The 22,768-nt window shown below is 73.3% G+C and carries 21 protein-coding genes; 4 read left to right on the top strand and 17 right to left on the bottom strand.

Annotation, left to right across the window (positions count from 1 at the left end; genetic code table 11):
• Positions 1-45: 45 nt before the first annotated feature.
• From cmk to aroH, 3 genes are all read right to left on the bottom strand, one after another.
• Complete coding sequence (gene cmk / locus AB0398_RS24055; protein WP_366377678.1) at positions 46-741, bottom strand: (d)CMP kinase; 696 nt, start codon at positions 739-741, stop codon at positions 46-48.
• Between the two features lie 150 nt (positions 742-891).
• The gene (locus AB0398_RS24050) at positions 892-1,980 is read right to left on the bottom strand and encodes a prephenate dehydrogenase (RefSeq protein ID WP_366377677.1); all 1,089 of its coding nucleotides are present in this window, start codon (positions 1,978-1,980) and stop codon (positions 892-894) included.
• Positions 1,977-2,339, bottom strand: a complete 363-nt coding sequence (gene aroH, locus AB0398_RS24045; protein ID WP_366377676.1) for a chorismate mutase — start codon at positions 2,337-2,339, stop codon at positions 1,977-1,979. Before aroH ends, AB0398_RS24050 begins: the two co-directional genes overlap by 4 nt.
• 199 nt (positions 2,340-2,538) lie before the next feature.
• Between aroH and AB0398_RS24040 the strand changes: the two genes are divergently transcribed.
• Positions 2,539-2,976, top strand: coding sequence for a Rieske (2Fe-2S) protein (locus AB0398_RS24040; RefSeq protein WP_366377675.1), 438 nt, complete (start codon positions 2,539-2,541; stop codon positions 2,974-2,976).
• A 10-nt stretch (positions 2,977-2,986) separates the two neighbouring features.
• Positions 2,987-3,676, top strand: coding sequence for a nucleotidyltransferase domain-containing protein (locus tag AB0398_RS24035; RefSeq protein ID WP_366377674.1), 690 nt, complete (start codon positions 2,987-2,989; stop codon positions 3,674-3,676).
• Here the strand turns inward: AB0398_RS24035 and AB0398_RS24030 are convergent.
• From AB0398_RS24030 to AB0398_RS23965, 14 genes are all read right to left on the bottom strand, one after another.
• A complete protein-coding gene (locus tag AB0398_RS24030) occupies positions 3,673-4,242 on the bottom strand; it encodes a S1 RNA-binding domain-containing protein (RefSeq protein ID WP_366377673.1) in 570 nt (189 codons plus the stop codon). The two genes, AB0398_RS24035 and AB0398_RS24030, sit on opposite strands and share 4 nt — an antisense overlap.
• A gap of 3 nt (positions 4,243-4,245) precedes the next feature.
• Positions 4,246-5,268 carry an ADP-ribosylglycohydrolase family protein gene (locus AB0398_RS24025; protein ID WP_366377672.1) on the bottom strand — a complete coding sequence of 341 codons (1,023 nt, stop codon included), beginning with the start codon at positions 5,266-5,268 and terminating at the stop codon, positions 4,246-4,248.
• A complete protein-coding gene (locus tag AB0398_RS24020) occupies positions 5,265-6,002 on the bottom strand; it encodes an NUDIX domain-containing protein (protein WP_366377671.1) in 738 nt (245 codons plus the stop codon). The genes AB0398_RS24025 and AB0398_RS24020 overlap by 4 nt, the downstream gene beginning before the upstream one ends.
• Positions 5,999-7,078 (bottom strand): AAA family ATPase, encoded by a 1,080-nt coding sequence (locus AB0398_RS24015; RefSeq protein ID WP_366377670.1) that lies wholly within the window; start codon positions 7,076-7,078, stop codon positions 5,999-6,001. The genes AB0398_RS24020 and AB0398_RS24015 overlap by 4 nt, the downstream gene beginning before the upstream one ends.
• A complete protein-coding gene (gene pnuC / locus AB0398_RS24010; protein WP_366377669.1) occupies positions 7,075-7,725 on the bottom strand; it encodes a nicotinamide riboside transporter PnuC in 651 nt (216 codons plus the stop codon). The genes AB0398_RS24015 and pnuC overlap by 4 nt, the downstream gene beginning before the upstream one ends.
• Before the next feature lie 172 nt (positions 7,726-7,897).
• Positions 7,898-9,172 (bottom strand): pseudouridine synthase, encoded by a 1,275-nt coding sequence (locus AB0398_RS24005; RefSeq protein WP_366377668.1) that lies wholly within the window; start codon positions 9,170-9,172, stop codon positions 7,898-7,900.
• Positions 9,172-9,795, bottom strand: coding sequence for an SMC-Scp complex subunit ScpB (gene scpB, locus AB0398_RS24000; RefSeq protein ID WP_366377667.1), 624 nt, complete (start codon positions 9,793-9,795; stop codon positions 9,172-9,174). Before scpB ends, AB0398_RS24005 begins: the two co-directional genes overlap by 1 nt.
• Positions 9,792-10,967, bottom strand: a complete 1,176-nt coding sequence (locus AB0398_RS23995) for a segregation/condensation protein A (RefSeq protein WP_366377666.1) — start codon at positions 10,965-10,967, stop codon at positions 9,792-9,794. The genes scpB and AB0398_RS23995 overlap by 4 nt, the downstream gene beginning before the upstream one ends.
• A 45-nt stretch (positions 10,968-11,012) precedes the next feature.
• Positions 11,013-11,510 carry a hypothetical protein gene (locus AB0398_RS23990; protein ID WP_366377665.1) on the bottom strand — a complete coding sequence of 166 codons (498 nt, stop codon included), beginning with the start codon at positions 11,508-11,510 and terminating at the stop codon, positions 11,013-11,015.
• Positions 11,495-12,520, bottom strand: coding sequence for a ParA family protein (locus tag AB0398_RS23985; protein ID WP_366377801.1), 1,026 nt, complete (start codon positions 12,518-12,520; stop codon positions 11,495-11,497). Before AB0398_RS23985 ends, AB0398_RS23990 begins: the two co-directional genes overlap by 16 nt.
• A gap of 449 nt (positions 12,521-12,969) precedes the next feature.
• Entirely contained in the window at positions 12,970-14,085 is a 1,116-nt protein-coding gene (ald, locus tag AB0398_RS23980) for an alanine dehydrogenase (RefSeq protein ID WP_366377664.1), read from the bottom strand.
• A 148-nt stretch (positions 14,086-14,233) separates the two neighbouring features.
• On the bottom strand, positions 14,234-16,219 hold the full coding sequence (locus AB0398_RS23975) for a tetratricopeptide repeat protein (RefSeq protein ID WP_366377663.1): 1,986 nt from the start codon (positions 16,217-16,219) through the stop codon (positions 14,234-14,236).
• Between the two features lie 178 nt (positions 16,220-16,397).
• On the bottom strand, positions 16,398-17,024 hold the full coding sequence (locus AB0398_RS23970; RefSeq protein ID WP_366377662.1) for an NUDIX hydrolase: 627 nt from the start codon (positions 17,022-17,024) through the stop codon (positions 16,398-16,400).
• A gap of 110 nt (positions 17,025-17,134) precedes the next feature.
• On the bottom strand, positions 17,135-18,784 hold the full coding sequence (locus tag AB0398_RS23965) for a CTP synthase (RefSeq protein WP_366377800.1): 1,650 nt from the start codon (positions 18,782-18,784) through the stop codon (positions 17,135-17,137).
• A 526-nt stretch (positions 18,785-19,310) separates the two neighbouring features.
• On the opposite strand from AB0398_RS23965, the gene AB0398_RS23960 reads away from it, so the two are divergent.
• Together AB0398_RS23960 and AB0398_RS23955 are read left to right on the top strand one after the other, a co-directional pair.
• On the top strand, positions 19,311-21,113 hold the full coding sequence (locus AB0398_RS23960; RefSeq protein WP_366377661.1) for a glycoside hydrolase family 15 protein: 1,803 nt from the start codon (positions 19,311-19,313) through the stop codon (positions 21,111-21,113).
• A 111-nt stretch (positions 21,114-21,224) separates the two neighbouring features.
• Positions 21,225-22,616 carry an FAD-binding oxidoreductase gene (locus tag AB0398_RS23955; RefSeq protein ID WP_366377660.1) on the top strand — a complete coding sequence of 464 codons (1,392 nt, stop codon included), beginning with the start codon at positions 21,225-21,227 and terminating at the stop codon, positions 22,614-22,616.
• Positions 22,617-22,768: the final 152 nt, after the last annotated feature.

Raw genomic sequence — 22,768 nt, 5'->3', positions numbered from 1 at the left:
GCTCCGCCTCGACTCCGCTCCGGCCGAGTCCCCCTCGCTCGTTCCTCACTCGGGAGCCTCAACCTGCGCTGCGTCTCGGCTGCGCCGCTCGTCCACCAGGGTGACGACGCACTCGATCACCTGGTCGAGCGTGAGGTCGGTGGTGTCGACCTCGACGGCGTCGCCGGCCTTGGCGAGCGGGGAGGTCTTGCGGCTGGAGTCGGCCGCGTCCCGCTTGACCAGGGCCTCCTGGGTGGCGCGCACGTCGGCGCCCTTGAGCTCGCCGGAGCGGCGGGCGGCGCGGGCCGCGGGCGAGGCCGTGAGGAAGATCTTCAGGTCGGCGTCGGGCAGGACGGTGGTGCCGATGTCCCGGCCCTCCACGACGATGCCCTGCTCGGCGCCCCGGGCGATGGTCCGCTGGAGCTCGGTGATCAGCGCGCGCACCTCGGGGACGGCGCTGACGGCGCTGACCTTCGAGGTGACCTCCTCGGTGCGGATGGGGCCGGAGGCGTCGGCGCCGTCCACGGTGATGGTGGGCCGGGACGGGTCGGTGCCGGAGACGATGACCGGCTTGGCGGCGACGGCGGCGACGGCCCCGGCGTCGGAGACGTCCACGCCGTTGCTGATCATCCACCAGGTGATCGCCCGGTACTGGGCGCCGGTGTCGAGGTAGCTCAGCCCCAGCTTGGCGGCGACCGCCTTCGAGGTGCTCGACTTGCCCGTGCCGGACGGCCCGTCGATGGCGACGATCACGGATTCCACGGTGGGAACACCTTCCTGGGGTGGGGTGGCGGGACCCGGCAAAGTCGCGACGGGCTCCCCCCAAGGTTACCGAGTCCCACGCACCCGTTCGGCCCAGCCCGTGCCGGACCCCCGGGGCCGGTCCTCCGCCCCCGGGCTCCGGCGTCCGCGTCAGCCCGTACGGAGGGACCAGCCGAGCTCCTGGAGGGCCGCGCCGAGGACCGGGGCCGCCGAGGGCTCCACCATGAGCTGGACCAGGCCGGCCTGCTGGCCGGTCGCGTGCTCGATGCGGACGTCCTCGATGTTGACGCCCGCGCGGCCCGCGTCGGCGAAGATCCGGGCCAGCTCGCCGGGCCGGTCGCCGATGAGGACGGCGACGGTCTCGTAGGCGGCGGGGGCGGCGCCGTGCTTGCCGGGGACGCGGGAGCGGCCGGCGTTGCCGCGGCGCAGGACGTCCTCGACGCCGGTGGCGCCGTCCCGGCGCTTGTCCTCGTCGGCGGACTGGAGGGAGCGCAGGGCGCGCACGGTCTCGTCGAGGTCGGCGGCCACGCCGGAGAGGACGTCGGCGACGGGTCCGGGGTTGGCGGAGAGGATCTCGACCCACATCCGGGGGTCGGAGGCGGCGATCCGGGTGACGTCGCGGATGCCCTGTCCGCAGAGGCGCACGGCCGACTCGTCGGCCTCCTCCAGGCGCGCGGCGACCATGGACGACACCAGCTGCGGGGTGTGGGAGACCAGGGCGACGGCCCGGTCGTGGGCGTCGGCGTCCATGACGACGGGGACGGCCCGGCAGAGGGCGACGAGCTCCAGGGCGAGGTTGAGGACCTCGGTGTCGGTGTCCCGGGTGGGGGTGAGGACCCAGGGGCGGCCCTCGAAGAGGTCGGCGGTGGCGGCGAGCGGGCCGGAGCGCTCCTTGCCGGACATCGGGTGCGTGCCGATGTACGCGGTGAGGTCGAGGCCCAGGGCCTCCAGCTCCCGCTTCGGCCCGCCCTTGACGCTGGCGACGTCCAGGTAGCCGCGGGCCAGGCCGGCGGTCATGGCCCCGGCGAGGGTGGCGGCGGTGTGCGCGGGGGGCACGGCGACGACGGCGAGGTCCACGGGGCCCTCGGGCGCCTCGTCGGTGCCGGCGCCGAGCGCGGCGGCGGTGCGGGCGCGGGCCGGGTCGTGGTCGCGCAGGTGGACGGTGACGCCCCGGCCGGCGAGGGCGAGGGCGGCGGAGGTGCCGATCAGGCCGGTTCCGATGACGAGCGCTGTTCTCACTGGGCGATGTCCTTGCGCAGGGCGGCCGCGGCGCCGAGGTAGACGTGCGCGATCCGGGACTTGGGCAGCTCGGTCTCGACGTGGGCGAGGAGCCGGACGACCCTCGGCATGGCGCCCTCGACGTCGAGTTCCCGGGCGCAGATCAGGGGGACGTCCACGAGGCCGGTGTGCCGGGCCGCGGCGGCGGGGAAGTCGCTGCGCAGATCGGGCGTGGCCGTGAACCAGATGCTGATGAGGTCCTCGGCGGTGAGGCCGTTGCGTTCGAGGACGGCGGCGAGCAGCTCCTCGACCCGCTCGCGCATGTGCTCGGCCTCGTCCCGGTCCAGCTGGACGGCGCCTCGGACCGCTCGTACCGCCACGTCGTGCTCCTTCGCCTGCGTCTGTGCTCCGGTCAGCCTAGTCAGGGGCGGGGGGCCGGGAGCACGGCGCCCGCTCTCCGAGACGGGGCGAACGCACGGATCAGGGTCAATGTCACGCGAACCGGTGCGTTCCGCCACTCGGGGTACGGGGGCAGGCGTGTCGCGGGACCCGGCGGCGGCGCGTGGCCAAGCTGGCGCCATGACGTCCCACAGCACGAGCCGCCGTACCGTCCTGCTCGCCGCCGCGGCCCTGACGGCGACGGGCTGCGGCTCGGACGGCGATGACGACGGCGGCACCGCCACGGCCACCCCGGAGGCACCGGAGTCGCCGGATTCCCCCGAGGAGGACGGCGAGGCGCTGGCCAGGACCTCCGAGATCCCGGTCGGCGGCGGAGCGGTCTTCGCGGAGGAGAAGGTGGTGGTGACGCAGCCGACGGCCGGCGAGTTCAAGGCGTTCTCGGCGGTCTGCACGCACCAGGGGTGCCTGGTGAACAGGGTCGCGGACGGCACCATCGACTGCCCCTGCCACGGTTCGAAGTTCCGCGTCGCGGACGGCTCGGTGGTGACGGGCCCGGCCACCCGCCCGCTCCCGGCGGAGCGGATCAATATCTCGGGCGGGACGATCACCCTGGCGTAACCTGCCCGGCATGACTCCGGACGAGCTGGTGCGCGAGCACACGGTCTACTCCTGTGTGGTGGGTTCGCGCGCCTTCGGTCTGGCGACCGAGGGCAGCGACACGGACGTGCGGGGCGTCTACCTCGCCCCGACGCCGCTCTTCTGGCGCTTCGACAAGCCCCCGGCGCACGTCGAGGGGCCGCGCGAGGAACAGTTCAGCTGGGAGCTGGAACGCTTCTGCGAGCTGGCCCTGCGCAACAACCCGAACGTCCTGGAGTGCCTCCACTCCCCCGTCGTCGAGTACGCCGACGACCTCGGCCGCGAGCTGGTCTCCCTGCGCGGCGCCTTCCTCTCCCGGCAGGCCCACCGGACGTTCGTGCGGTACGCGGTCGGCCAGCGCCGCAAGCTGGACGCGGACGTGCGCCAGTACGGGCATCCGCGCTGGAAGCACGCCATGCACCTGCTGCGGCTCCTGGCGAGCTGCCGCGACCTGCTGCGCACGGGCGAGCTGCGCGTCGACGTCGGCGGGGACCGCGACCGCCTCCTCGCGGTCAAGCGCGGCGAGGTGCCCTGGCCGGAGGTCGAGTCCTGGATGAACCGCCTCCACGAGGAGGCCGACCGCGCCCACGACACCTCCCCGCTGCCCCCCGAACCGGACCACGCGCGCGTGGAGGACTTCCTGGTCCGCGCCCGCCGGGCGTCGGTGCCGAGCGCGTCCTAGACCTGCCGGCCGGGCCGGACCGGGGAGAGGCGCACCCTGCGCCGCGTGAGGTCCACGTCCGTGACGACGACCGTCATCCGGTCGCCGACCGCCACGACGTCCTGGAGGACGGCTCCGGGGGCCAGGCCGAGGTCGTCGACGTGGACCAGTCCCTCGACGCCGTCGGCGACCCGGACGAAGACGCCGAACGGAATCAGCCCGGTGACCTCTCCCGGCAGCTCCCGGCCGCACGCGACGTGCGCGGCGAACGCGCGCAGCGGATCCGGCCGCATGGCCTTCAGGGAGAGCCTGGCCTCCCCGTTGTACGTGTCGAATTGGAGGAACTCGCACGAGACGCGCTGCCCGACCCGGACGACGTCCTCGAACGACGCGAAGCGCTCCCAGGACAGTTCGGCCGCCGAGACGAACCCGACGCCGGGGAAGAGGGGATGGCCGGGGCCGTCGTCCAGGGCCACGAACACGCCGAACCGCTCGATGGCCGCGACCGTGCCGGAGAGGACCTCGCCGCGGCGCCGCGCGTTCAGGAAGTCCCACAGCTCGGGGTGTTCGTCCGGGACGAGCGTCACGGCTCACGCGTCCCAGAGGGCGCCGAAGGAGATCAGGTCGCTCCGGTACTCGACGCGGTCCGCCCACTCCTCCGGCCAGGCGTCCGCGCCGAGGTGGGCGCCGGCGAAGGCGCCCGCGAGGGCGGCGATCGAGTCGGAGTCGCCGCGGGTGCAGGCGGCCCGGCGCAGGGCGGTGAGGGGCTCGTCGGGAAAGAGCAGGAAGCAGAGCAGCCCGGTCGCGAGGGCCTCCTCCGCGATCCAGCCGTCACCGGTGTACGTGCAGGGGTCGAGCTCCGGGTCGGCCGTGCGCTGGACGGCGTCCAGGCGCTCCAGGACCGCCAGGCACTCGTCCCAGCCGCGCTCGGTGAAGTGCCGGGCGGAGGGGTCCTGGGAGCGGGTCCACAGGTCGCCGAGCCACTCCTCGCGGTAGCGGGAGCGGTTCTCGTACGCGTACGAGCGGAGCTGTCCGACGAGCCCGGCCGGGTCCACGCCCCGCGCGAGCAGGTGCACGGCGCGGGCCGTCAGGTCGGAGGCGGCGAGCGCGGTGGGGTGGCCGTGGGTCAGCGCCGACTGGAGCTGCGCGGCGCCCGCCCGCTGCTCGTCGCTCAGCCCGGGGACGAGCCCGATCGGCGCGACCCGCATGTTGGCGCCGCAGCCCTTGGAGTGGATCTGGCCGGCGTCCTGCCAGGGGACGTCGGTCGTCAGCAGTTGGCAGGCGACCATGCAGGTGCGTCCGGGGGCGCGGTTGTTCTCCGGCGACCGGTACCAGTCGACGAACTCCTCCCGCAGCGGTCCGACGAGCCGGGTCGGCGCGAGTACGCCCCGGTCCATGGCGGTGCGGACGCCCCGGGCGAAGGCGAGGGTCATCTGGGTGTCGTCGGTGACGCGGCCGTTGCCGGGCAACTCCAGCTCCCGCCACGGGCCGTACCAGCTGATGATGCGCGGCACGTCGATGAACTCCGTGGGGAGTCCCAGCGCGTCGCCGAGCGCGAGTCCGATCAGGGACCCGGTCGCGGCCCGCTCGACGGCGGTGGGTGCGTGGTTCACGAGGAGCGTCCTTCCGGTCGCAGGAGGGGCGGGTGGAGGGCCGTGGCCCCGCCCGCCCGGTAGAGGGCGGCCGGTTTCCCCCGTCCGCCGGTGAGGCGCGGCGGTCCCTCCACGGCCCGGACGAAGCCGGGCGTGGCGAGGACCTTGCGCCGGAAGTTGGGGCGGTCGAGTTCGACGCCCCAGACCGTCTCGTAGACCTGCCGCAGCTCGCCGAGGGTGAACTCGGGCGGGCAGAAGGCCGTGGCGAGGCAGGTGTATTCGAGCTTGGCGCCGACCCGTTCGTGGGCGTCGGCGAGGATCCGGTCGTGGTCGAAGGCGAGCGGCCCGTGCGTCCCGTACGGGATCCACCGCGCCTGCGCCGCGTCCCCGCCGCCGCGCGGCTCGGGCGGGTCGGGTACGAGCGCGGTGAAGGCGACGGAGACGACCCGCATCCTCGGGTCGCGGTCCGGCTCGGTGTAGGTGCGGAGCTGTTCGAGGTGGAGCCCGGCGACGGTGGTCCCGGAGAGACCGGTCTCCTCGGCGAGTTCGCGGCGGGCGGCGGTCTCGGCGGACTCGCGGGGCAGCACGAAGCCGCCGGGCAGCGCCCAGGACCCGGCGTACGGCTCCTGGGCGCGTTCGACGAGCAGGACGTGGAGGCGCTCCTCGCGGATCGTGAGGACGGCGAGGTCGACGGTGACGGCGAACGGCTCGAAGGCGTGCGGGTCGTAGCCCTCGGGGGCCCGGTGGGCGGTCATCGGCGCTCCGGCAGGGGGTCGGTGAGGCCCGGGCCCTCGGCCAGCAGCGCGTCCACGGCGGCGACGGCGGTGGCGAGCCGTTCCTCGTGCGGGCCGGTGAGCACGACCGTGCGGCGGCCGGAGTGGGCGAGCTGGGTGAGGAAGCGGGCGGTCATCCAGGGCCGCAGGTGCTCCCCGTCGCGCAGTCCGTCGTCCTCGAAGTCGACGCCCCGGTGGTCGGTGAGCAGCCAGAGGTGCTGCCGGCCGCGGGCGGCGATCTCGCCGGTGTCGGGGCTGGTGGTGCCCATGTACCGCTCGTGCCAGATGGTGGTGGCGAAGGCGTCGGTGTCGCAGACGAGGACGGGCGAGCCGGCGCGGGCGGCCTCCTCCTCCAGTTCGGCCTGGCGCTGGGCGATGACGGGGAAGTCGGAGGAGCGGAAGACGACGTCGGACCAGGTGGCGCCGGGGCGTTCGGCCCTCAGCTCGGCGAGCTTGAGTTCGCTGTACGCGCGCCCGTACTCCGGTACGTACCGGGTGCGGGCCCAGACGCCGCCGCGCCGCCGGTAGTGGTCGGCGAGGGCGAGGGCCAGGGTGGTGGTGCCGGTGGACTCGGCGCCGAGGACGACGACCCGGCGGGTGAGCGCGGCCCGCACGGGGGCCTCCAGGTGGTCCCAGCAGCCGGCGGGGTCCGCGCGGACGGCGGTGCCGGAGACGGGGAAGCGGACGCGGTCGGGGTCGACGAGGACGGAGTCGGCGCCGAAGCGGCGGCCGAGCTCCTCGCCGTACGGCTCCGAGGTGAAGACGGCGTCGACGCGTTCGGGCACGGCGGCCCGGAAGACGGCCATGTGGGCCTCCCAGACGTCGGGGTCGTGGAGGTCGACGGGGTGGTCGTCGACGGCGCCGACGACGAGGGCGTCGGGGTGGACCTCGCGCATCCAGGCGACGCGGTCCTCCAGGGGGACGGATTCGGCGGAGGAGGCGCAGACGAGGACGGTGAGGCGCTCGCAGCGGTCGAGGGCGGTGCGGACGAGGTGGTGGTGGCCGGCGTGCGGCGGATAGAACTTGCCGAGGACGAGGCCGTGCCCGTAGCGCTTCACGCCGTCGCCCCCACCGGTCGCCGGGTCTCCGTGAGGTCCCGGGTCCAGCCGCGCAGGCCCATCACGCAGAGCGTCATGAAGCCGACGTACAGCAGGGAGGTCAGGTACAGGCCCTTGTGCGCGTACAGCGGCACGTAGACGACGTCGGCGGCGATCCAGAGCCACCAGGACTCCAGGCGCTTCCGGCACTGGCCGTAGGTGGCCATGAGGGAGAGCGCGGTGGTCAGGGCGTCCCAGAAGGGGACGGTCGAGTCGGTGGCGCGGTCGAGGAGCAGGGTGAGCCCGAGGGTCCCCACCACCCCCGCCGCGAGCAGCCACGTCCATTCGGCGCGCGTGGTGCGGCGCACCGGAAGGGCGTCGGAGCCCGGTCCACCCCCGTGGGTCCAGGTCCACCAGCCGTACGCGGCGAGGGTGATGAAGACGATCTGGAGGCCGGCATCGGCGTAGAGCCCGGCCTGCGTGAAGAGCAGGACGAAGAAGAGGTTGTTGGCGATGCCGATCGGCCAGTTGGCCACGTGCTGGCGGGCCACCAGCCAGACGCAGAGCGCCCCGCTGCCGAAGCCCAGGACCTCGGTCCAGCTGACCGGGGTGTCCAGGACGGTGAGGAGCGGCCGTTGCAGGGGTTCGAGCAAAGTCGCGAGGCTCACGCCCGCCTCCTTAAGAGTCATCCTGACTATAAAGGGTGGCGGACCACGCCCACAAGGGCCGGGCGCGGACACGGAGGGGCGGACGCGGACACGGAAGGGCGGACGCGGACACGGAAGGGCCCGTGACCGCCGGAACGGTCACGGGCCCCTTCGCGGGCGCACCCCGGGGGTGCTACATGCCGACTTCCTTCATCAGCATGCCGACCTCCGTGTTGGTCAGGCGGCGCAGCCAGCCCGACTTCTGGTCGCCCAGGCCGATCGGGCCGAAGGCGGTGCGGACCAGCTTCTCGACCGGGAAGCCCGCCTCGGCCAGCATCCGGCGCACGATGTGCTTGCGGCCCTCGTGCAGGGTGACCTCGACCAGGTAGTTCTTGCCGGTCTGCTCGACCACGCGGAAGTGGTCGGCGCGGGCGTAGCCGTCCTCCAGCTCGATGCCGTCCTTGAGCCGCCGGCCGACCTCGCGGGGCAGCGGGCCGGTGATGGCGGCCAGGTAGGTCTTCTTCACGCCGTACTTCGGGTGCGTGAGCCGGTGGGCCAGCTCGCCGTGGTTGGTGAGCAGGATGATGCCCTCGGTCTCCGTGTCGAGCCGGCCGACGTGGAAGAGGCGGGTCTCGCGGTTGGTGACGTAGTCGCCGAGGCACTGGCGGCCGTCCGGGTCCTCCATGGTGGAGACGACGCCGGCGGGCTTGTTCAGCGCGAAGAACAGGTACGACTGGGTGGCGACGGTCAGGCCGTCCACCTTGATCTCGTCCTTCTCCGGGTCGACGCGCTTGCCCTGCTCCAGGACGATCTCGCCGTTGACCTCGACGCGGGCCTGCTCGATCAGCTCCTCGCAGGCGCGGCGCGAGCCCATGCCGGCGCGGGCGAGGACCTTCTGCAGCCGCTCGCCCTCCTGCTCGGCGCCGGGGAAGGTCTTGGGGGTCTTGATCTCGGGCCGGTTCTCGTACCGCTCCCGGTTGCGCTGCTCGATCCTGGCGTCGAGCTCGCGCGAGCGGGCCGGGGCCTGCCGCTGACCGTGCGGGCCGCGACGGGGCGGGGTGCCGCCCTGCGGGGCCTTGGGGCCGCCCTTGGCGCCGCCGCGGGCCGCGGAGCCGCGGCCCTTCTTCGGGGCGTCGGCGGGCGGGCTCACGTCGTAGGAGCGCTCCTCGGGACGGGGCCGGCGGGGGTTGCTCGGACGCTTCTGGTCGTCACGGCCGCCGCCGCCCTGGTAGCCGCCGCCACCGGAGCCGCCGCCGCGGTAGCCACCGCCGCCGGAGCCGCTGCCGCCGCCCCGGTAGCCGCCACCGGAGCCGGAGCCGGAGCCGCCGCCGGAGCCCCGGTAGCCGCCGCCACCGCCGGCTCCGCTGCCGCCACGGCCGCCACCGCTGCTGCCGCCGCGGCCGCCGCTGTTGCCACCACGGCTCCCGCCGTTGTTTCCGCTGCTGTTCCTGCCGCTGCTGCTTCGCATCAAAGTTCCGTCTTGTCGTCTACGTCTGCGTCGGGTTCGAACGACGGGACGCCTTCGAGGGAGTCCGGCTCGACCGCCTCCGCCTCGGGGAGGAAGGGGGCGAGCTCGGGGAGTTCGTCCAGGCCGCGCAGGCCCATCCGCTCCAGGAAGTAGTTCGTCGTCCTGTACAGGATCGCACCTGTTTCGGGTTCCGCGCCCGCCTCCTCCACCAGACCCCGCTGGAGGAGGGTCCGCATCACGCCGTCGCAGTTGACCCCGCGGACCGCCGAGACGCGGGAACGGCTGACCGGCTGGCGGTACGCGACGACCGCGAGGGTCTCCAGGGCAGCCTGGGTGAGCCGGGCCTGCTGGCCCTCCAGGACGAAGGCCTCGACGGCCGGGGCGTAGGCGGGACGGGTGTAGTAGCGCCAGCCGCCGGCGACCTGGCGCAGCTCGAAGCCGCGGCCCTGGGCGGTGTACTCGTCGGCCAGCTCGCGCAGGGCATCGGCGACCTCCCGGGGGGCGCGGCCGAGGACCTTGGCGAGGTGGGCCTCGGTGGCGGGCTCGTCGACGACCATGAGGACGGCTTCGAGGGAGGGCCTGAGGTCGCTGTCCGTATCGGTATCGATGTCGGGGGCGCTCACGCGCGGGCCTCCGTTTCCTGTCCGGGTTCCTGGTCGAACTCGTCGGTGACCCTGGCCTCCCCGTCCCCGCCGGTCCAGGAGACCGTGAGGTCGCCCAGGGCGGTCTCCTGGTCGAGCGCGACGGCCCGCTCGCGGTAGAGCTCCAGGAGGGCGAGGAAGCGGGCGACGACGGTGAGGGTGTCGCCGGCGTCCTCGATCAGCTCCCGGAAGGCCGCCGTGCCGCGCTCGCGCAGCAGGGCGGCGACCACGGCGGCCTGCTCGCGGACGCTGACGAGGGGTGCGTGGATGTGCTCGACGTACACCTGCGGCTCGGCCTTGGGCTGCATGGCCTTGACGGCCAGCTTCGCGAAGCCCTCGGCGCCGATGGAGATGATCACCTCGGGGAGCAGCTCGGCGTGGTGCGGTTCGAGCCCGACGGTACGGGGATGCCGACGGCCCTCGTTCTCCCAGCGCTCCTCGAAGACCGCCGCGACCCGCTTGTACGCGCGGTACTGGAGGAGCCGGGCGAAGAGCAGGTCGCGGGCCTCCAGGAGGGCGAGGTCGGCCTCGTCCTCCACCTCGGCGGCGGGCAGCAGCCGGGCGGTCTTGAGGTCGAGCAGGGTGGCGGCGACGACGAGGAACTCGGTGGTCTGGTCGAGGTCCCCGTCGGGCCCGAGGGCGCGCAGGTGGGCCATGAACTCGTCGGTGACCCGGGAGAGCGCGACTTCGGTGACGTCGAGCTTGTGCCTGGTGATGAGCTGGAGCAGCAGGTCGAAGGGCCCCTCGAAGTTCGAGAGCCGCACGGTGAACCGCCCGTCGGCGCCGACGGGGGGCTGGTCGGGTCCGCCGGAGGCCTTTCCCGACCCGTCACCGGTCCGCTCGGTCCCGCCGAGGGCCTCCTCTGGCCCGTCAGCGGCCCACTCGCCGCCCCCGTCGCCCGCCTCGGCCCGTACAGCCCCGGCGTCGACCCGCCCGGACGGTGCGAAGGCCGCGGCGAGGGCCGCGAGGGCCTCAGGAGGCCCGGCGGCCCCGGGCACGGCCCCTACGAGCCTCTCGGGGGCTTCGGCGGCCTCCGGGACCGGCTCGCCCGGCTCCGCCCCCCGCAGGGGCCCCGCGCCCCCTCCGCGTCCCAGAGCGCGGCGGCGCGGCGGGCGGGACGTTTCGTCGGGGGCGGAGTCGGGGGCGTGGTGCATGGAGGTCCAGGGGGAGCGGGGAGCGGGGCAGCCCGCAGGCTATCGTCAGCGGCCGCGCAGACGGCGGACGAGGATGCTCGCGTCGCCGCGCGACTCCAGGTCCGCCAGGACGACCGCGACGGCCTCCCGGACGATCCGGCCCCGGTCGACGGCGAGGCCGTGCTCGCCGCGCAGCACGAGCCGGGCGTGCTCCAGGTCCATCAGCTCCTCGGCGGAGACGTAGACCGTGATCTTCTCGTCGTGGCGCTCGCGGCCGCTGGGCCGCCGGCTCGCGGTGCGCCCGCCGCCGCGCCGCCGGGGCGCGGCGGCCTGGGCGGAGGAGGCGGCCGGAGCCGCCTTCTCGGTCTCGGGGGACGTCCGGGCGCGCGGTTCCGCGGCCTCGGAGTCCGCGGCCGCGTGCTCCGCGGAGCCCTCGGCCGCCGCCGGGTCGCTCTCGCCCGCCGGTGCCGGGACGGCCCGGCGGGGTGAGGACGCCTGGAGCGCCGTCCCCCCGGTCGTACGGAAGAGTTCGTCGGCGCCGGGCAGACTCACTCGGCGTGACACCGGGCGAGCACCTCCCTGGCGAGCTGACGGTAGGCGGCGGCGCCCACGGAGTTGGAGGCGTACGTGGTGATGGGCTCGCCGGCGACCGTGGTCTCCGGGAAGCGCACGGTCCGCCCGATGACCGTGTGGTACACGTGGTCGTCGAAGGCCTCGACGACGCGCGCGAGCACCTCGCGGCTGTGCACGGTCCGGGAGTCGTACATCGTGGCGAGGATGCCGTCGAGCTCCAGCTCGGGGTTGAGCCGCTCCTGGACCTTCTCGATGGTCTCGGTGAGCAGGGCGACGCCGCGCAGGGCGAAGAACTCGCACTCCAGCGGCACGATGACCTTGTGAGCGGCCGTCAGGGCGTTCACGGTCAGCAGGCCGAGCGAGGGCTGACAGTCGATCACGATGTAGTCGTAGTCGTTCATCAGCGGCTTCAGGGCGCGCTGGAGCGTGGACTCGCGCGCGACCTCGCTGACGAGCTGGACTTCGGCGGCCGAGAGGTCGATGTTGCTCGGCAACAGGTCCATGTTGGGCACGGCGGTCTTCAGGAGGACCTCGTCCGCCGACATGCCCCGCTCCATGAGCAGGTTGTAGACGGTGAGGTCGAGCTCCATCGGGTTCACGCCGAGGCCGACCGACAGGGCTCCCTGCGGGTCGAAGTCGACGAGCAGGACCCGCCGTCCGTACTCGGCGAGCGCGGCGCCCAGGTTGATGGTCGACGTGGTCTTGCCGACGCCGCCCTTCTGGTTGCACATCGCGATGATCTTCGCGGGTCCGTGGTCGGTCAGCGGGCCCGGGATCGGGAAGTACGGCAGGGGCCGTCCGGTCGGGCCGACCCGCTCGCGGCGCTGGCGGGCAGCGTCGGGCGCGAGGGTGGCCGCGTACTCCGGATCGGGCTCGTACTCGGCGTCGGGGTCGTAGAAGTGCCCCTCGGGCACCTCGTCGTAGGCGGCGAAGTGGGTGGACTCTCGGCCCATCTCGTTGCCGGCCGTGGCGTTCACGTGTAGGCCGTCCATCGTCTTCATCGTGTGGGCTGTCGTCACGGGCTGGTGCGTCGCGAAGGTCCGCACCGCGACGGAGCCGATCGGAGCTCCCGGCGCACCACTCCCGGGAGTAAATGTCGACTCATTCACAAGTCGTCTTACCTCCTTGAGTGTGACCGGGAACATTTATCGATAGGTCAGCGTGGCACCATGCCGACGGTTGGCGACTCTATGGCGTGTCACCGGTCCGCAGCAACACAATCCGCCGGACCCGGCCCGATGTGTCGGCAACCGAACACGTCTCTGTCAAGGGCGCGCGGCCACGCATCCGCACGTTTCCGGGGTGTGCGAAACGGTTAAAGAGTTACGTTCGCCGCGAGTTGCCCGAACGTTTCGGCGTGGCCGGAGACACAGCCGGCCGGACCTTGTCGAACAAGGTCCGGCCGGGTGCGTGGTATTGACGGCGCGCGTTGACGGCGGCGCCGCGGAGGTCAGCCCAGGAGGCCGAGCAGCTCGGTGTGCGGGAGGCCGTGCGCCTCGGCGACCTCCTTGTAAACCACCTTGCCGTCATGGGTGTTGAGGCCCAGGGCGAGGGCGGCGTCGCGGCGCAGGGCCTCGGCCCAGCCGTTGTTCGCCAGCGACACGATGTAGGGCAGCGTGGCGTTGGTGAGGGCATAGGTGGAGGTGTTCGGGACCGCGCCGGGCATGTTGGCGACGCAGTAGAAGACCGAGTCGTGGACCCGGAAGGTCGGCTCGGCGTGGGTGGTCGGGTGCGAGTCCTCGAAGCAGCCGCCCTGGTCGATCGCGATGTCGACAAGGACACTTCCGGGCTTCATCTTGGCGACGAGCTCGTTGGTGACCAGCTTCGGGGCCTTGGCGCCCGGGATGAGGACGGCGCCGATGACGAGGTCGGCCTCGACGACGGCCTTCTCCAGCTCGTAGGCGTTGGAGACGATCGTCTGCACCTTGGTGCCGAAGACCTTGTCGGCCTCGCGGAGCTTGTTGATGTCCTTGTCGAGCAGGGTCACGTGGAAGCCCATGCCGACGGCGATCTGGGTGGCGTTCCAGCCGGAGACGCCGCCGCCGATGACGACCGCCCTGCCGGCGTGGGTGCCGGGGACGCCGCCGGGCAGGACGCCGCGGCCGCCGGCCGAGCGCATCAGGTGGTAGGCGCCGACCTGCGGGGCCAGGCGGCCCGCGACCTCGGACATCGGGGCGAGCAGCGGGAGCGCGCGGTTGGCGGTCTCGACGGTCTCGTACGCGATGGCGGTGGTGCCGGAGGCGAGCAGCGCGTCGGTGCACTCGCGGGAGGCGGCGAGGTGCAGGTAGGTGAAGAGGGTCTGGTCCTTGCGGAGGCGGTGGTACTCCTCCGCGATGGGCTCCTTGACCTTGAGCAGCAGGTCCGCGACGGCCCAGACCTCGTCGGCGGTGGGGAGGATCCCGGCGCCCGCGGCGACGTACTCCGCGTCCGTGATCGAGGAGCCGACACCGGCGTTCTGCTCGACGAAGACCTGGTGGCCGTGGCGGACGAGCTCGTGGACACCGGCGGGGGTGATGGCCACGCGGAACTCGTTGTTCTTGACCTCGCGGGGGATGCCGACCTTCATCGTCGATCACGGTCCTTGAATCAGGGAGGGATAAGTGGCGCACTGCGATACATACCCGGATGCATGGAGGCGCACCGGGGCAGACCACGTTCGAACGCGGCGGACCCAGTCTAATGAAGGAGTTCCCGCTGTCTAGCCTTTCAAAGTACTAATCTTCGACGGACCCACTGCGGATTTCGCAGGTGGATGGTTCCGTTTCCAGCAGTCTCTCCGCTCCGGCCCGGTGCAGCCGGGCCGCCGCCGGGTCGCCGAGCCGGTCGAGGGTGTCGGCGAGGCGCAGCCGGAGCGCCGCCTGGAGCCGGGTGTCCTCGGCCCGGCGGGCCCACTCCACGGCCTCCTCGCAGGTCCGCAGGGACTCCTCGGGCCGTCCGGCGTACTCCTGGACCCGGGCCGCCTCGCTCAACGCCCTTGCGTAGCCCGGGAGATCGGAGAGCCTGCGGTAGCCGGCTGCGGCGGCCCGCCAGTTCCGCAGCGCCTCCCCGTACCGCCCCGCGTAGGTCTGCACGGCGCCGAGGCGGCCGTACAGCCGGGCCTGGTCGGCGCGCTCGTCGCGGGCGAGGCGCTGGGCGAGCGCCCGTCCGTACCAGTCGCCGGCCCGCTGCCAGTCCCCCAGCTCCTGATAGGAGCCACCTACGGATTCCATCGCCCGACCGGTCGCGTACGGGTCATTTGCTGCGCGTCCGGCCTCCAAAGCCGACCGATATCGCAGCAGAGCCTCCTTCGTCCTGCCGGTGCGGGCGTCGAGGTCGGCCAGGTTGAGCAGGGCCGCGGCCCGCTCGCGGTGCAGTCCGCGCCGCTCGGCCACGTCCAGGACGAGGCGGTGCAGCCCGTACAGCTCGGGGGCGGCGGTCTCGGCGCCCCGGTGCGCGGTGAGCGCCCGGACCAGGGAGGCGATCAGGCGGCGGGCCAGGGTGTCGAGCTCCCCGTCGGCGACGGCGAGACGGGCGGAGGCCAGCAGGACGGGCAGCCGGGAGTCCAGCCAGGCGGCCCCGGCGGCGGCGTTCGGGAAGCGCAGGGCGCGCGGCAGCCCGGCCAGCTTCCTGCGGGCGGGCGAGCCCTCGGGCTCGGTGACCGCGCGGCAGGACTGGAGGAGCCGCACGGTCCGCTCCAGCATCCGGGCCCGGGCGAGCTGCACCTCGGCGGGCCGGTCGCGCTCCTCCAGCTGCGCGCGGAGGAGGGGGACGAGATGGGCGCGCACCTCGTACTGCCCGTCCTCGCCGGCCGAGACGAGCCCCAGGGCCTCGAAGTCGGCGAGCGTGGTGGCGGCCGCCGAGACCGAGCAGCCGGCCAGGGCGGAGGCGGTGTGGGCGTCGGCCCGGCCGAGCGGGGCGAGGACCAGGAACCGCAGTATCCGGGAGGCGGTGGCGGGCAGCGCCTCGTGGGCGAGCAGGAAGGCCCGGGTGAGGGGGTCGCCGCCGAGTCCGCGCAGCCGCTTGGCGAGGTCGGCGACGGAGGACTCGGGGTGGGTGGAGAGCCAGCCGCCGGCGAGGACGACCGCGGCGGGCAGCCCGCCGCACTCCTCGACCAGGGTCTCGGCGGCCTGCGGGTCGACGGTGACGCGGACGGAGCCGGTGAAGGAGGTGAGCAGTTCGATGGCCGACTTGGGGTCGAGGCCGCCGAGGGTGCAGGGCCGTACGTCGGGGATGCCGGTGAGCGGCCCTCCGGCGACCCCGATCACCAGGGTGCGGGGCTCGTCGGGGATCAGCGGGTCCGCCTGCGCCGCGTCGACGGCGTCGTCGAGGACCAGGACGGCCCGGCGCCCGGCGAAGGCGCCGCGGACCAGTTCGGTCAGCTCGTCCTCGGCGGCGCCGGGCGGCCCGGCGACCCCGAGGGCGGCCAGGAGTTCCTGGGCGGCCCGGCCGGTGGGGACGGGCTCGCCGTCGGGCTCGGTCAGCCGGACGCGGAAGATCCCGTCGGGGTACCGGTCGGCGATCCCGGCGGCCAGCTCCTCGGCGAGGGCGGTGCGTCCCGAGCCGGGTCTCCCGGCGACGAGCAGGACCCGGGCGCGGGGCGCCTTGCGGCCGGTGAGGGTGTCGAGGCCGGTCCGTTCGATGTCGGCGCGCAGGGCCTTCAACTCGCGCTGGCGGCCGAAGAACCGCCGGCTGCCGGTTGCCGCCACCGCCTGATCCGTCACGGGCCACGCTCCCGTCCACCTGCGCACGAGCCGATCCCGCGGGAGGGGCTTCGCGCGGGCTTTTCCGAGCGTAGTTCAGCGCACGGCACGTACCCGGCGGAGCAGGGCGGACACATCCCCCGATCGGATCAACAGATCTTCCGACCGGACCGCCTCCCCCTGGGGGGAGGCGTCGGGCCTACGCCTCGAACGGGCGGGCCGGCCAGGGCGCCTCCGCCGGGCGGAGGGCGTCGAGGCCGTCGCCGGCGCGGGCGGCGGCCAGCGCCAGGACGCCGGTCACCAGGCAGTTGTTGTGCAGGTCGCCCGCGAGGACGCCCCGGACGAGGTCCGCGAGCGGCACCCGCGCCACCTCCATGTCGGCCTCCTCGTCGGCCACCTCGAAGCGCTCGCCCTCCGCCTCCGCGAGGTCCCGCGCGAGGAAGATCCGCACGGCCTCGTCGCTGCCGCCCGGGGAGGTGTAGAAGTCGGTCAGGACCCGCCAGTCCTCCGCCTTGACGTGCGCCTCCTCGTACAGCTCGCGCCGGACGGCGTGCAGCGGGTTCTCGCCGGGCACGTCGAGCAGCCCGGCCGGGATCTCCCAGAGCTTGTGCCGCACCGGGTGCCGGTACTGCTTGACCAGCAGCACCCGGTCCTCCGCGTCCAGGGCCAGGACGGCCACCGAGCCGGGGTGGACCTGGTAGTCGCGGCGCGCGACCGTTCCGTCCGGCATGACCACGTCGTCCGTGCGGACGCCCGTCTTCTTGCCCTGGAAGGGGGTCGCCGTCGCGGCGATCCGCCACTCCTGCGGGGTGTCCTGCAACTCCATCAGCCGTCCTCCCGTAGACGAACACGCGCTACGCGCACCACACGGACACACGAAAACCGGGGTGCGGGACCCGAACGGGCCCGCACCCCGGCAACGTTAACGCCTGCGCCCTACTTGCCCGTCTTGCGCTCCACCGCGGCCTTCACCAGACCGGCGAAGAGCGGGTGCGGGCGGGTCGGGCGGGAGCGGAGCTCCGGGTGCGCCTGGGTGGCGACCAGGTAGGGGTGGATCTCGCGCGGGTACTCGACGTACTCGACGAGCTTGTTGTCCGGGGAGGTGCCGGAGAAGACCAGGCCGGCCTTCTTCTCCAGCTCCGCGCGGTAGGCGTTGTTCACCTCGTAGCGGTGGCGGTGGCGCTCCTCGACGTACGGCTCGTCGCCGTAGACCTCGCGGACGATCGATCCCTCGGCGAGCTTCGCCGGGTAGAGGCCCAGGCGCATCGTTCCGCCCAGGTCGCCGGCGCCCTCGACGTACGCGAGCTGCTCCTCCATCGTGGAGACGACGGGGTGCGCGGTGGCCGGGTCGAACTCGGTGGAGTTGGCCTCGGGGATGTCGGCCAGGTTCCGGGCGGCCTCGATGACGATGCACTGGAGGCCCAGGCAGATGCCGAGCAGCGGGACCTTGTGCTCGCGGGCGTACCGGATCGCGCCGACCTTGCCGCTCACGCCGCGGTCGCCGAAGCCGCCGGGGACGAGGATCGCGTCGACGTCGCCGAGCTGCTTCTCGGCGTCGGCCGGGGTCTTGCAGTCGTCGGAGGTGACCCACTTGACCTTGACCCGGGCCTTGTTGGCGAAGCCGCCGGCCCGCATGGCCTCGGTGACCGACAGGTAGGCGTCGGGCAGGTCGATGTACTTGCCGACGAGCGCCACGGTGACCTCGTGGTCCGGGTTGTGGACGCGGTCGAGGAGATCCTCCCAGACGGTCCAGTCCACGTCGCGGAAGGGCAGGTCGAGCTTGCGGACGACGTAGGCGTCCAGGCCCTCGGTGTGCAGCACCTTCGGGATGTCGTAGATCGACTTGGCGTCGATGGCGGCGACCACGGCGGCCTCGTCGACGTCGCACATCAGCGAGATCTTGCGCTTGATGGCGGTGGGGACGTCGCGGTCGGCGCGCAGCACGATCGCGTCGGGCTGGATGCCGATGTTGCGCAGGGCGGCGACCGAGTGCTGGGTCGGCTTGGTCTTCAGCTCGCCGGAGGGGCCGATGTAGGGCAGCAGCGAGATGTGCACGACGAAGACGTTGTCGCGGCCGACCTCGTGGCGGACCTGGCGGACGGTCTCCAGGAACGGCAGGGACTCGATGTCGCCGACGGTGCCGCCGACCTCGGTGATGACCACGTCGACGTCGTCGGTCGCCATGCGGCGGATCCGGGACTTGATCTCGTTGGTGATGTGCGGGATGACCTGCACGGTGTCGCCCAGGTACTCGCCGCGCCGCTCCTTGGCGATGACCTGCGAGTAGACCTGGCCGGTGGTGACGTTGGCCGAGCCGTCGAGGTCGACGTCGAGGAAGCGCTCGTAGTGGCCGATGTCCAGGTCGGTCTCGGCGCCGTCGTTGGTGACGAACACCTCGCCGTGCTGGAACGGGTTCATCGTGCCGGGGTCGACGTTGAGGTACGGGTCGAGCTTCTGCATCGTGACCCGCAGGCCCCGCGCCTTGAGGAGCGCACCCAGGCTGGAGGCGGTCAGGCCCTTGCCGAGGGAGGAGGCGACACCCCCGGTGACGAAGATGTGCTTGGTCGTCGTGGTGTTGGGCGGCATCGCCAAGAGGGGGCTCCCGTGGTCGCGTTCTGGAGGTGCGTACCGGCGTCCCCTCCGGAAGAATCGGGGGGTGCCGTCGCTGCGGTTTCGGGGTCCTCGGCTGTCGCCGTTTCCCACCGGTCCACGGGGTACCAGGGTATCAGCGACCCGGGGAGACCGCTTCCGGCCACACGCGGCAGCCGGGCGTTCACGGACGGCGACGCGACCGGGGTCCGGCCGGTCGGGATGGGGAACGGGACGGGGAAAGGGGGCGTTCACCCGATTGGAGCAACGACGTTACTGGTGTGATCAACGGGTGGCGTGGGGCGCGACGTATCCTGCTCGGACATGGCCCGCCGAGCCGGCCGGCCGACGACGCCACCGCCTGTCCCCCCGGGGCCGAACGCCCGGGGACCCATCCCGGACCGAGGCTTGTCGCAGACCCCCTGATGGCTGACACACTCGGACCCCGGCCGGCATATGCGGCCGGGCATCTGGAGCAAGCGCCCCGAGGGGCGGACATGGCCGTTCGACTGGAGTGAAGCACGTGGCCGGGCGCATCGAGGATTACGCACTCATCGGAGACATGCAGACCGCTGCCCTGGTCTGCCGGGACGGCAGCGTGGACTGGCTCTGCCTGCCCCGCTTCGACTCGCACGCGATCTTCGCGGGACTCCTCGGCACAGAGGAACACGGATTCTGGCGGGTGGCCCCCGCCGGTCCGGAGGACGCCGACCCGGCCCCGGCCGACCGGCGCCGCTACCGGGGGGACTCCCTCGTCCTGGAGTCCGAGTGGGACACCCCGCGCGGCACGGTCCGGGTGATCGACTTCATGCCCCCGCGCGACGGGGCGCCGCAGCTGATCCGGATCGTCGAGGGCGTCTCCGGCCGGGTCCCGATGCGGTCCGCGCTGCGGATGCGGTTCAGCTACGGCCGGATCGTGCCCTGGGTGCACAAGGTCGGCGACCGCACGGTCGCCGTCGCCGGGCCCGACTCGGTGTGGGTGGACACCGAGGCCGAGACCCACGGCGAGGACCTCACCACGTACTCCGATTTCACCGTCGGCCCCGGGGAGCGGGTCGCCCTCACGATCTCCTGGCAGCCCTCCCACAAGGAGCAGCCGGCGCTGCCGGACCCCGAGGGGGCCCTGGAGGCGACCGCCGACTTCTGGCGCGAGTGGGTCGACCACTGCACGTACCACGGCCCCTACCGGGAGGCCGTGGTCCGCTCCCTGATCACCCTGAAGGCGCTGACGTACGCGCCGACCGGCGGGATCGTCGCCGCGCCGACCACCTCGCTGCCCGAGGAGATCGGCGGCGTGCGGAACTGGGACTACCGCTACACCTGGCTGCGGGACGCGGCGATCACCCTCTCCTCGATGCTGCGCACCGGCTACCGCGAGGAGGCCCGCGCCTGGCGGGACTGGCTGCTCCGCGCCGTCGCGGGCGACCCGGAGAACCTCCAGATCATGTACGGCATCGCGGGCGAGCGCGAGCTGGGCGAGGCCGAGCTCGACTGGCTGCCGGGGTACGAGGGCTCCACCCCGGTCCGGGTCGGCAACGGCGCCGCCAACCAGCTCCAGCTGGACGTGTACGGCGAGGTCACCGAGGCCCTGCACCTGGCGCACATGACGGGCCTGTCCCGCAACGACTACGCCTCCCTGCTCCAGCTCAAGCTGATCGAGTACCTGGAGAAGAACTGGGACCAGCCCGACGAGGGCATCTGGGAGGTCCGCGGCCCGCGCCGGCACTTCGTGCACTCCAAGGTGATGGCCTGGGTCGCCGTGGACCGCACGATCAAGCTCATCGAGTCCGGGGACGCCGACGGCCCGCTGGAGCGCTGGCGCGAGCTGCGCGACGAGATCCACCGGGACGTGTGCGAGAAGGGCTACGACAAGGAGCGGAACACCTTCACGCAGTCGTACGGCTCCAAGGAGCTGGACGCCTCGCTGCTGCTGATCCCGCAGATGGGGTTCCTGCCGCCGGACGACAAGCGGGTCATCGGCACGATCGAGGCGATCCAGCGGGAGCTGTCCACGGAGGACGGCTTCGTGCTCCGCTACCCCACGGCCGGCGAGGAGGCCGGCGTCGACGGCCTGGAGGGCGACGAGGGCGCGTTCCTGGCGTGCTCCTTCTGGCTGGCCGACGACCTGGCGATGATCGGCCGGGTCGACGAGGCCCGCACCCTCTTCGAGAAGCTGCTCGCGCTCCGCAACGACCTGGGCCTGCTCGCCGAGGAATGGGACCCGAGGCTCCAGCGCCAGGTGGGCAACTTCCCGCAGGCCTTCAGCCACGTCCCGCTGATCGACACGGCGCTGCGCCTGACGGCGAGCGGCGCCTACGGCGGCTGAGGGAGCGCGGGAGCGACCGGGCGCCGGGACGCGCGGAAGCCGGGGAGCACGGGCCGGGGGCCGGACCTACGATGAAAGGGTCCTGTCCCCCGCAAGGAAGGGGGGCACCCCATGGCTCCCCGAACGCTCGTCCCCGACAGCGCCCTGGCCGGTCTCCGCGAGGACCTGGCGGGTGAGGTCTTCGTGCCGGACGACCCCGGCTACGACGGGGCGAGGACCGTCTTCAACGGCATGATCGACCGGCGCCCGGCCGTCGTCGCCCAGTGCGCGACCCCCGAGGACGTCTCCAACGCGGTGCTCTTCGGCCGGGAGGCCGGCCTGCCGATCGCGGTGCGCGGCGGCGGCCACTCCGTCGCCGGCACGGCGCTCAACGACGGCGGCCTGGTGGTGGACCTGCGCCGGATGCACGCGGTGGTCGCGGACCCCGAGCACATGACGGTACGGGTCGGGGGCGGGGCGACGATGTCGCACCTGGACCGCGCCTGTCAGCCGTTCCACCTGGCGGTGACCGGCGGGCGGGCGTCCACGACCGGGGTCGGCGGGTTCGCGCTCGGCGGCGGTTCGGGCTGGCTGGAGCGGAGGTTCGGCCTCGCCTGCGACAGCCTGCTCTCCGCCGAGCTGGTCACGGCCGAGGGCCGGCACGTGCACGCCGACGCCGGGGAGAACCCGGAGCTGTTCTGGGCGCTGCACGGCGGCGGCGGGAACTTCGGGGTGGTGACCTCGCTGACGCTGCGGGTGCACGAGCTGCCGGAGTTCTGCTTCGCGCTGCTGATGTTCACGCCGGATGCGGGGCCCGGGGCGGTCCGCGCGTACCGGGACGTGTTCGACGCCCCGGCCCCCGACGCGGCGGGCGGCGCGGTGCTCTGCCTGACGGCCCCGCCGGAGGACTTCGTCCCGCCGGAGCTGGTGGGCACGCCGGTCTACGTCGTGCTGACGACGTACGCCGGGCCGGAGGCGGAGCTGCGGGAGGTGATGGCGCCGCTGCTCGCGCTCGGCCCGGCGGCGACGGTGGTGACGGAGATCCCGTACGCCGACTTCCAGTGCATGCTGGACGACCCGCCGGGACAGCGGAACTACTGGTCGGCCGAGTACCTGGACGCCTTCCCCGACGAGGCCGTGGACCGCTTCTGCGCGCGGGAGGAGGACATGCCGGTGCCGACCGGGACCCAGCACCTGGTCTTCCCGATGGGCGGGCGGGTGGCGGCCGGGCCCTCCGGCTACCCGCTGCCGTGGCGCACGGCTCCGTGGGGCGTGCACCCCTTCGGGGTGTGGGAGGACCCGGCCGACGACGAGCGGGTGATCCGCTGGGTGCGGGACGTCCGGGCCGACATGCGGCCGTGGGCGGTCGGCGCCGTGTACCTGAACTTCATCGGCGCCGAGGGCGCGGACCGGGTGGAGGCGGGCCTCGGCGCGGAGAACGCCCGGCGGCTGGCCGGGGTGAAGGCGGCGTACGACCCCGAGAACGTGTTCCGCTTCAACCACAACATCGCCCCGGCGGCCTGAGGACCGCCCGCCCGTTCCGGCCCCCTCGGCGGGTGACGCAGGACACACTCGACACATGATCGCGCAATCCCCCTCCGGGGGCGACGAGTTGTCGGGCCGGTGTACGAAGTGTCCGGCGCCGTGACCGTGGGGTGATGTCGCCGGAAGTCGGA

Source organism: Streptomyces sp. NPDC086147 (assembly GCF_040702165.1).
GTDB lineage: Bacteria > Actinomycetota > Actinomycetes > Streptomycetales > Streptomycetaceae > Streptomyces.
This window is presented reverse-complemented; position numbering and strand designations above follow the sequence as displayed.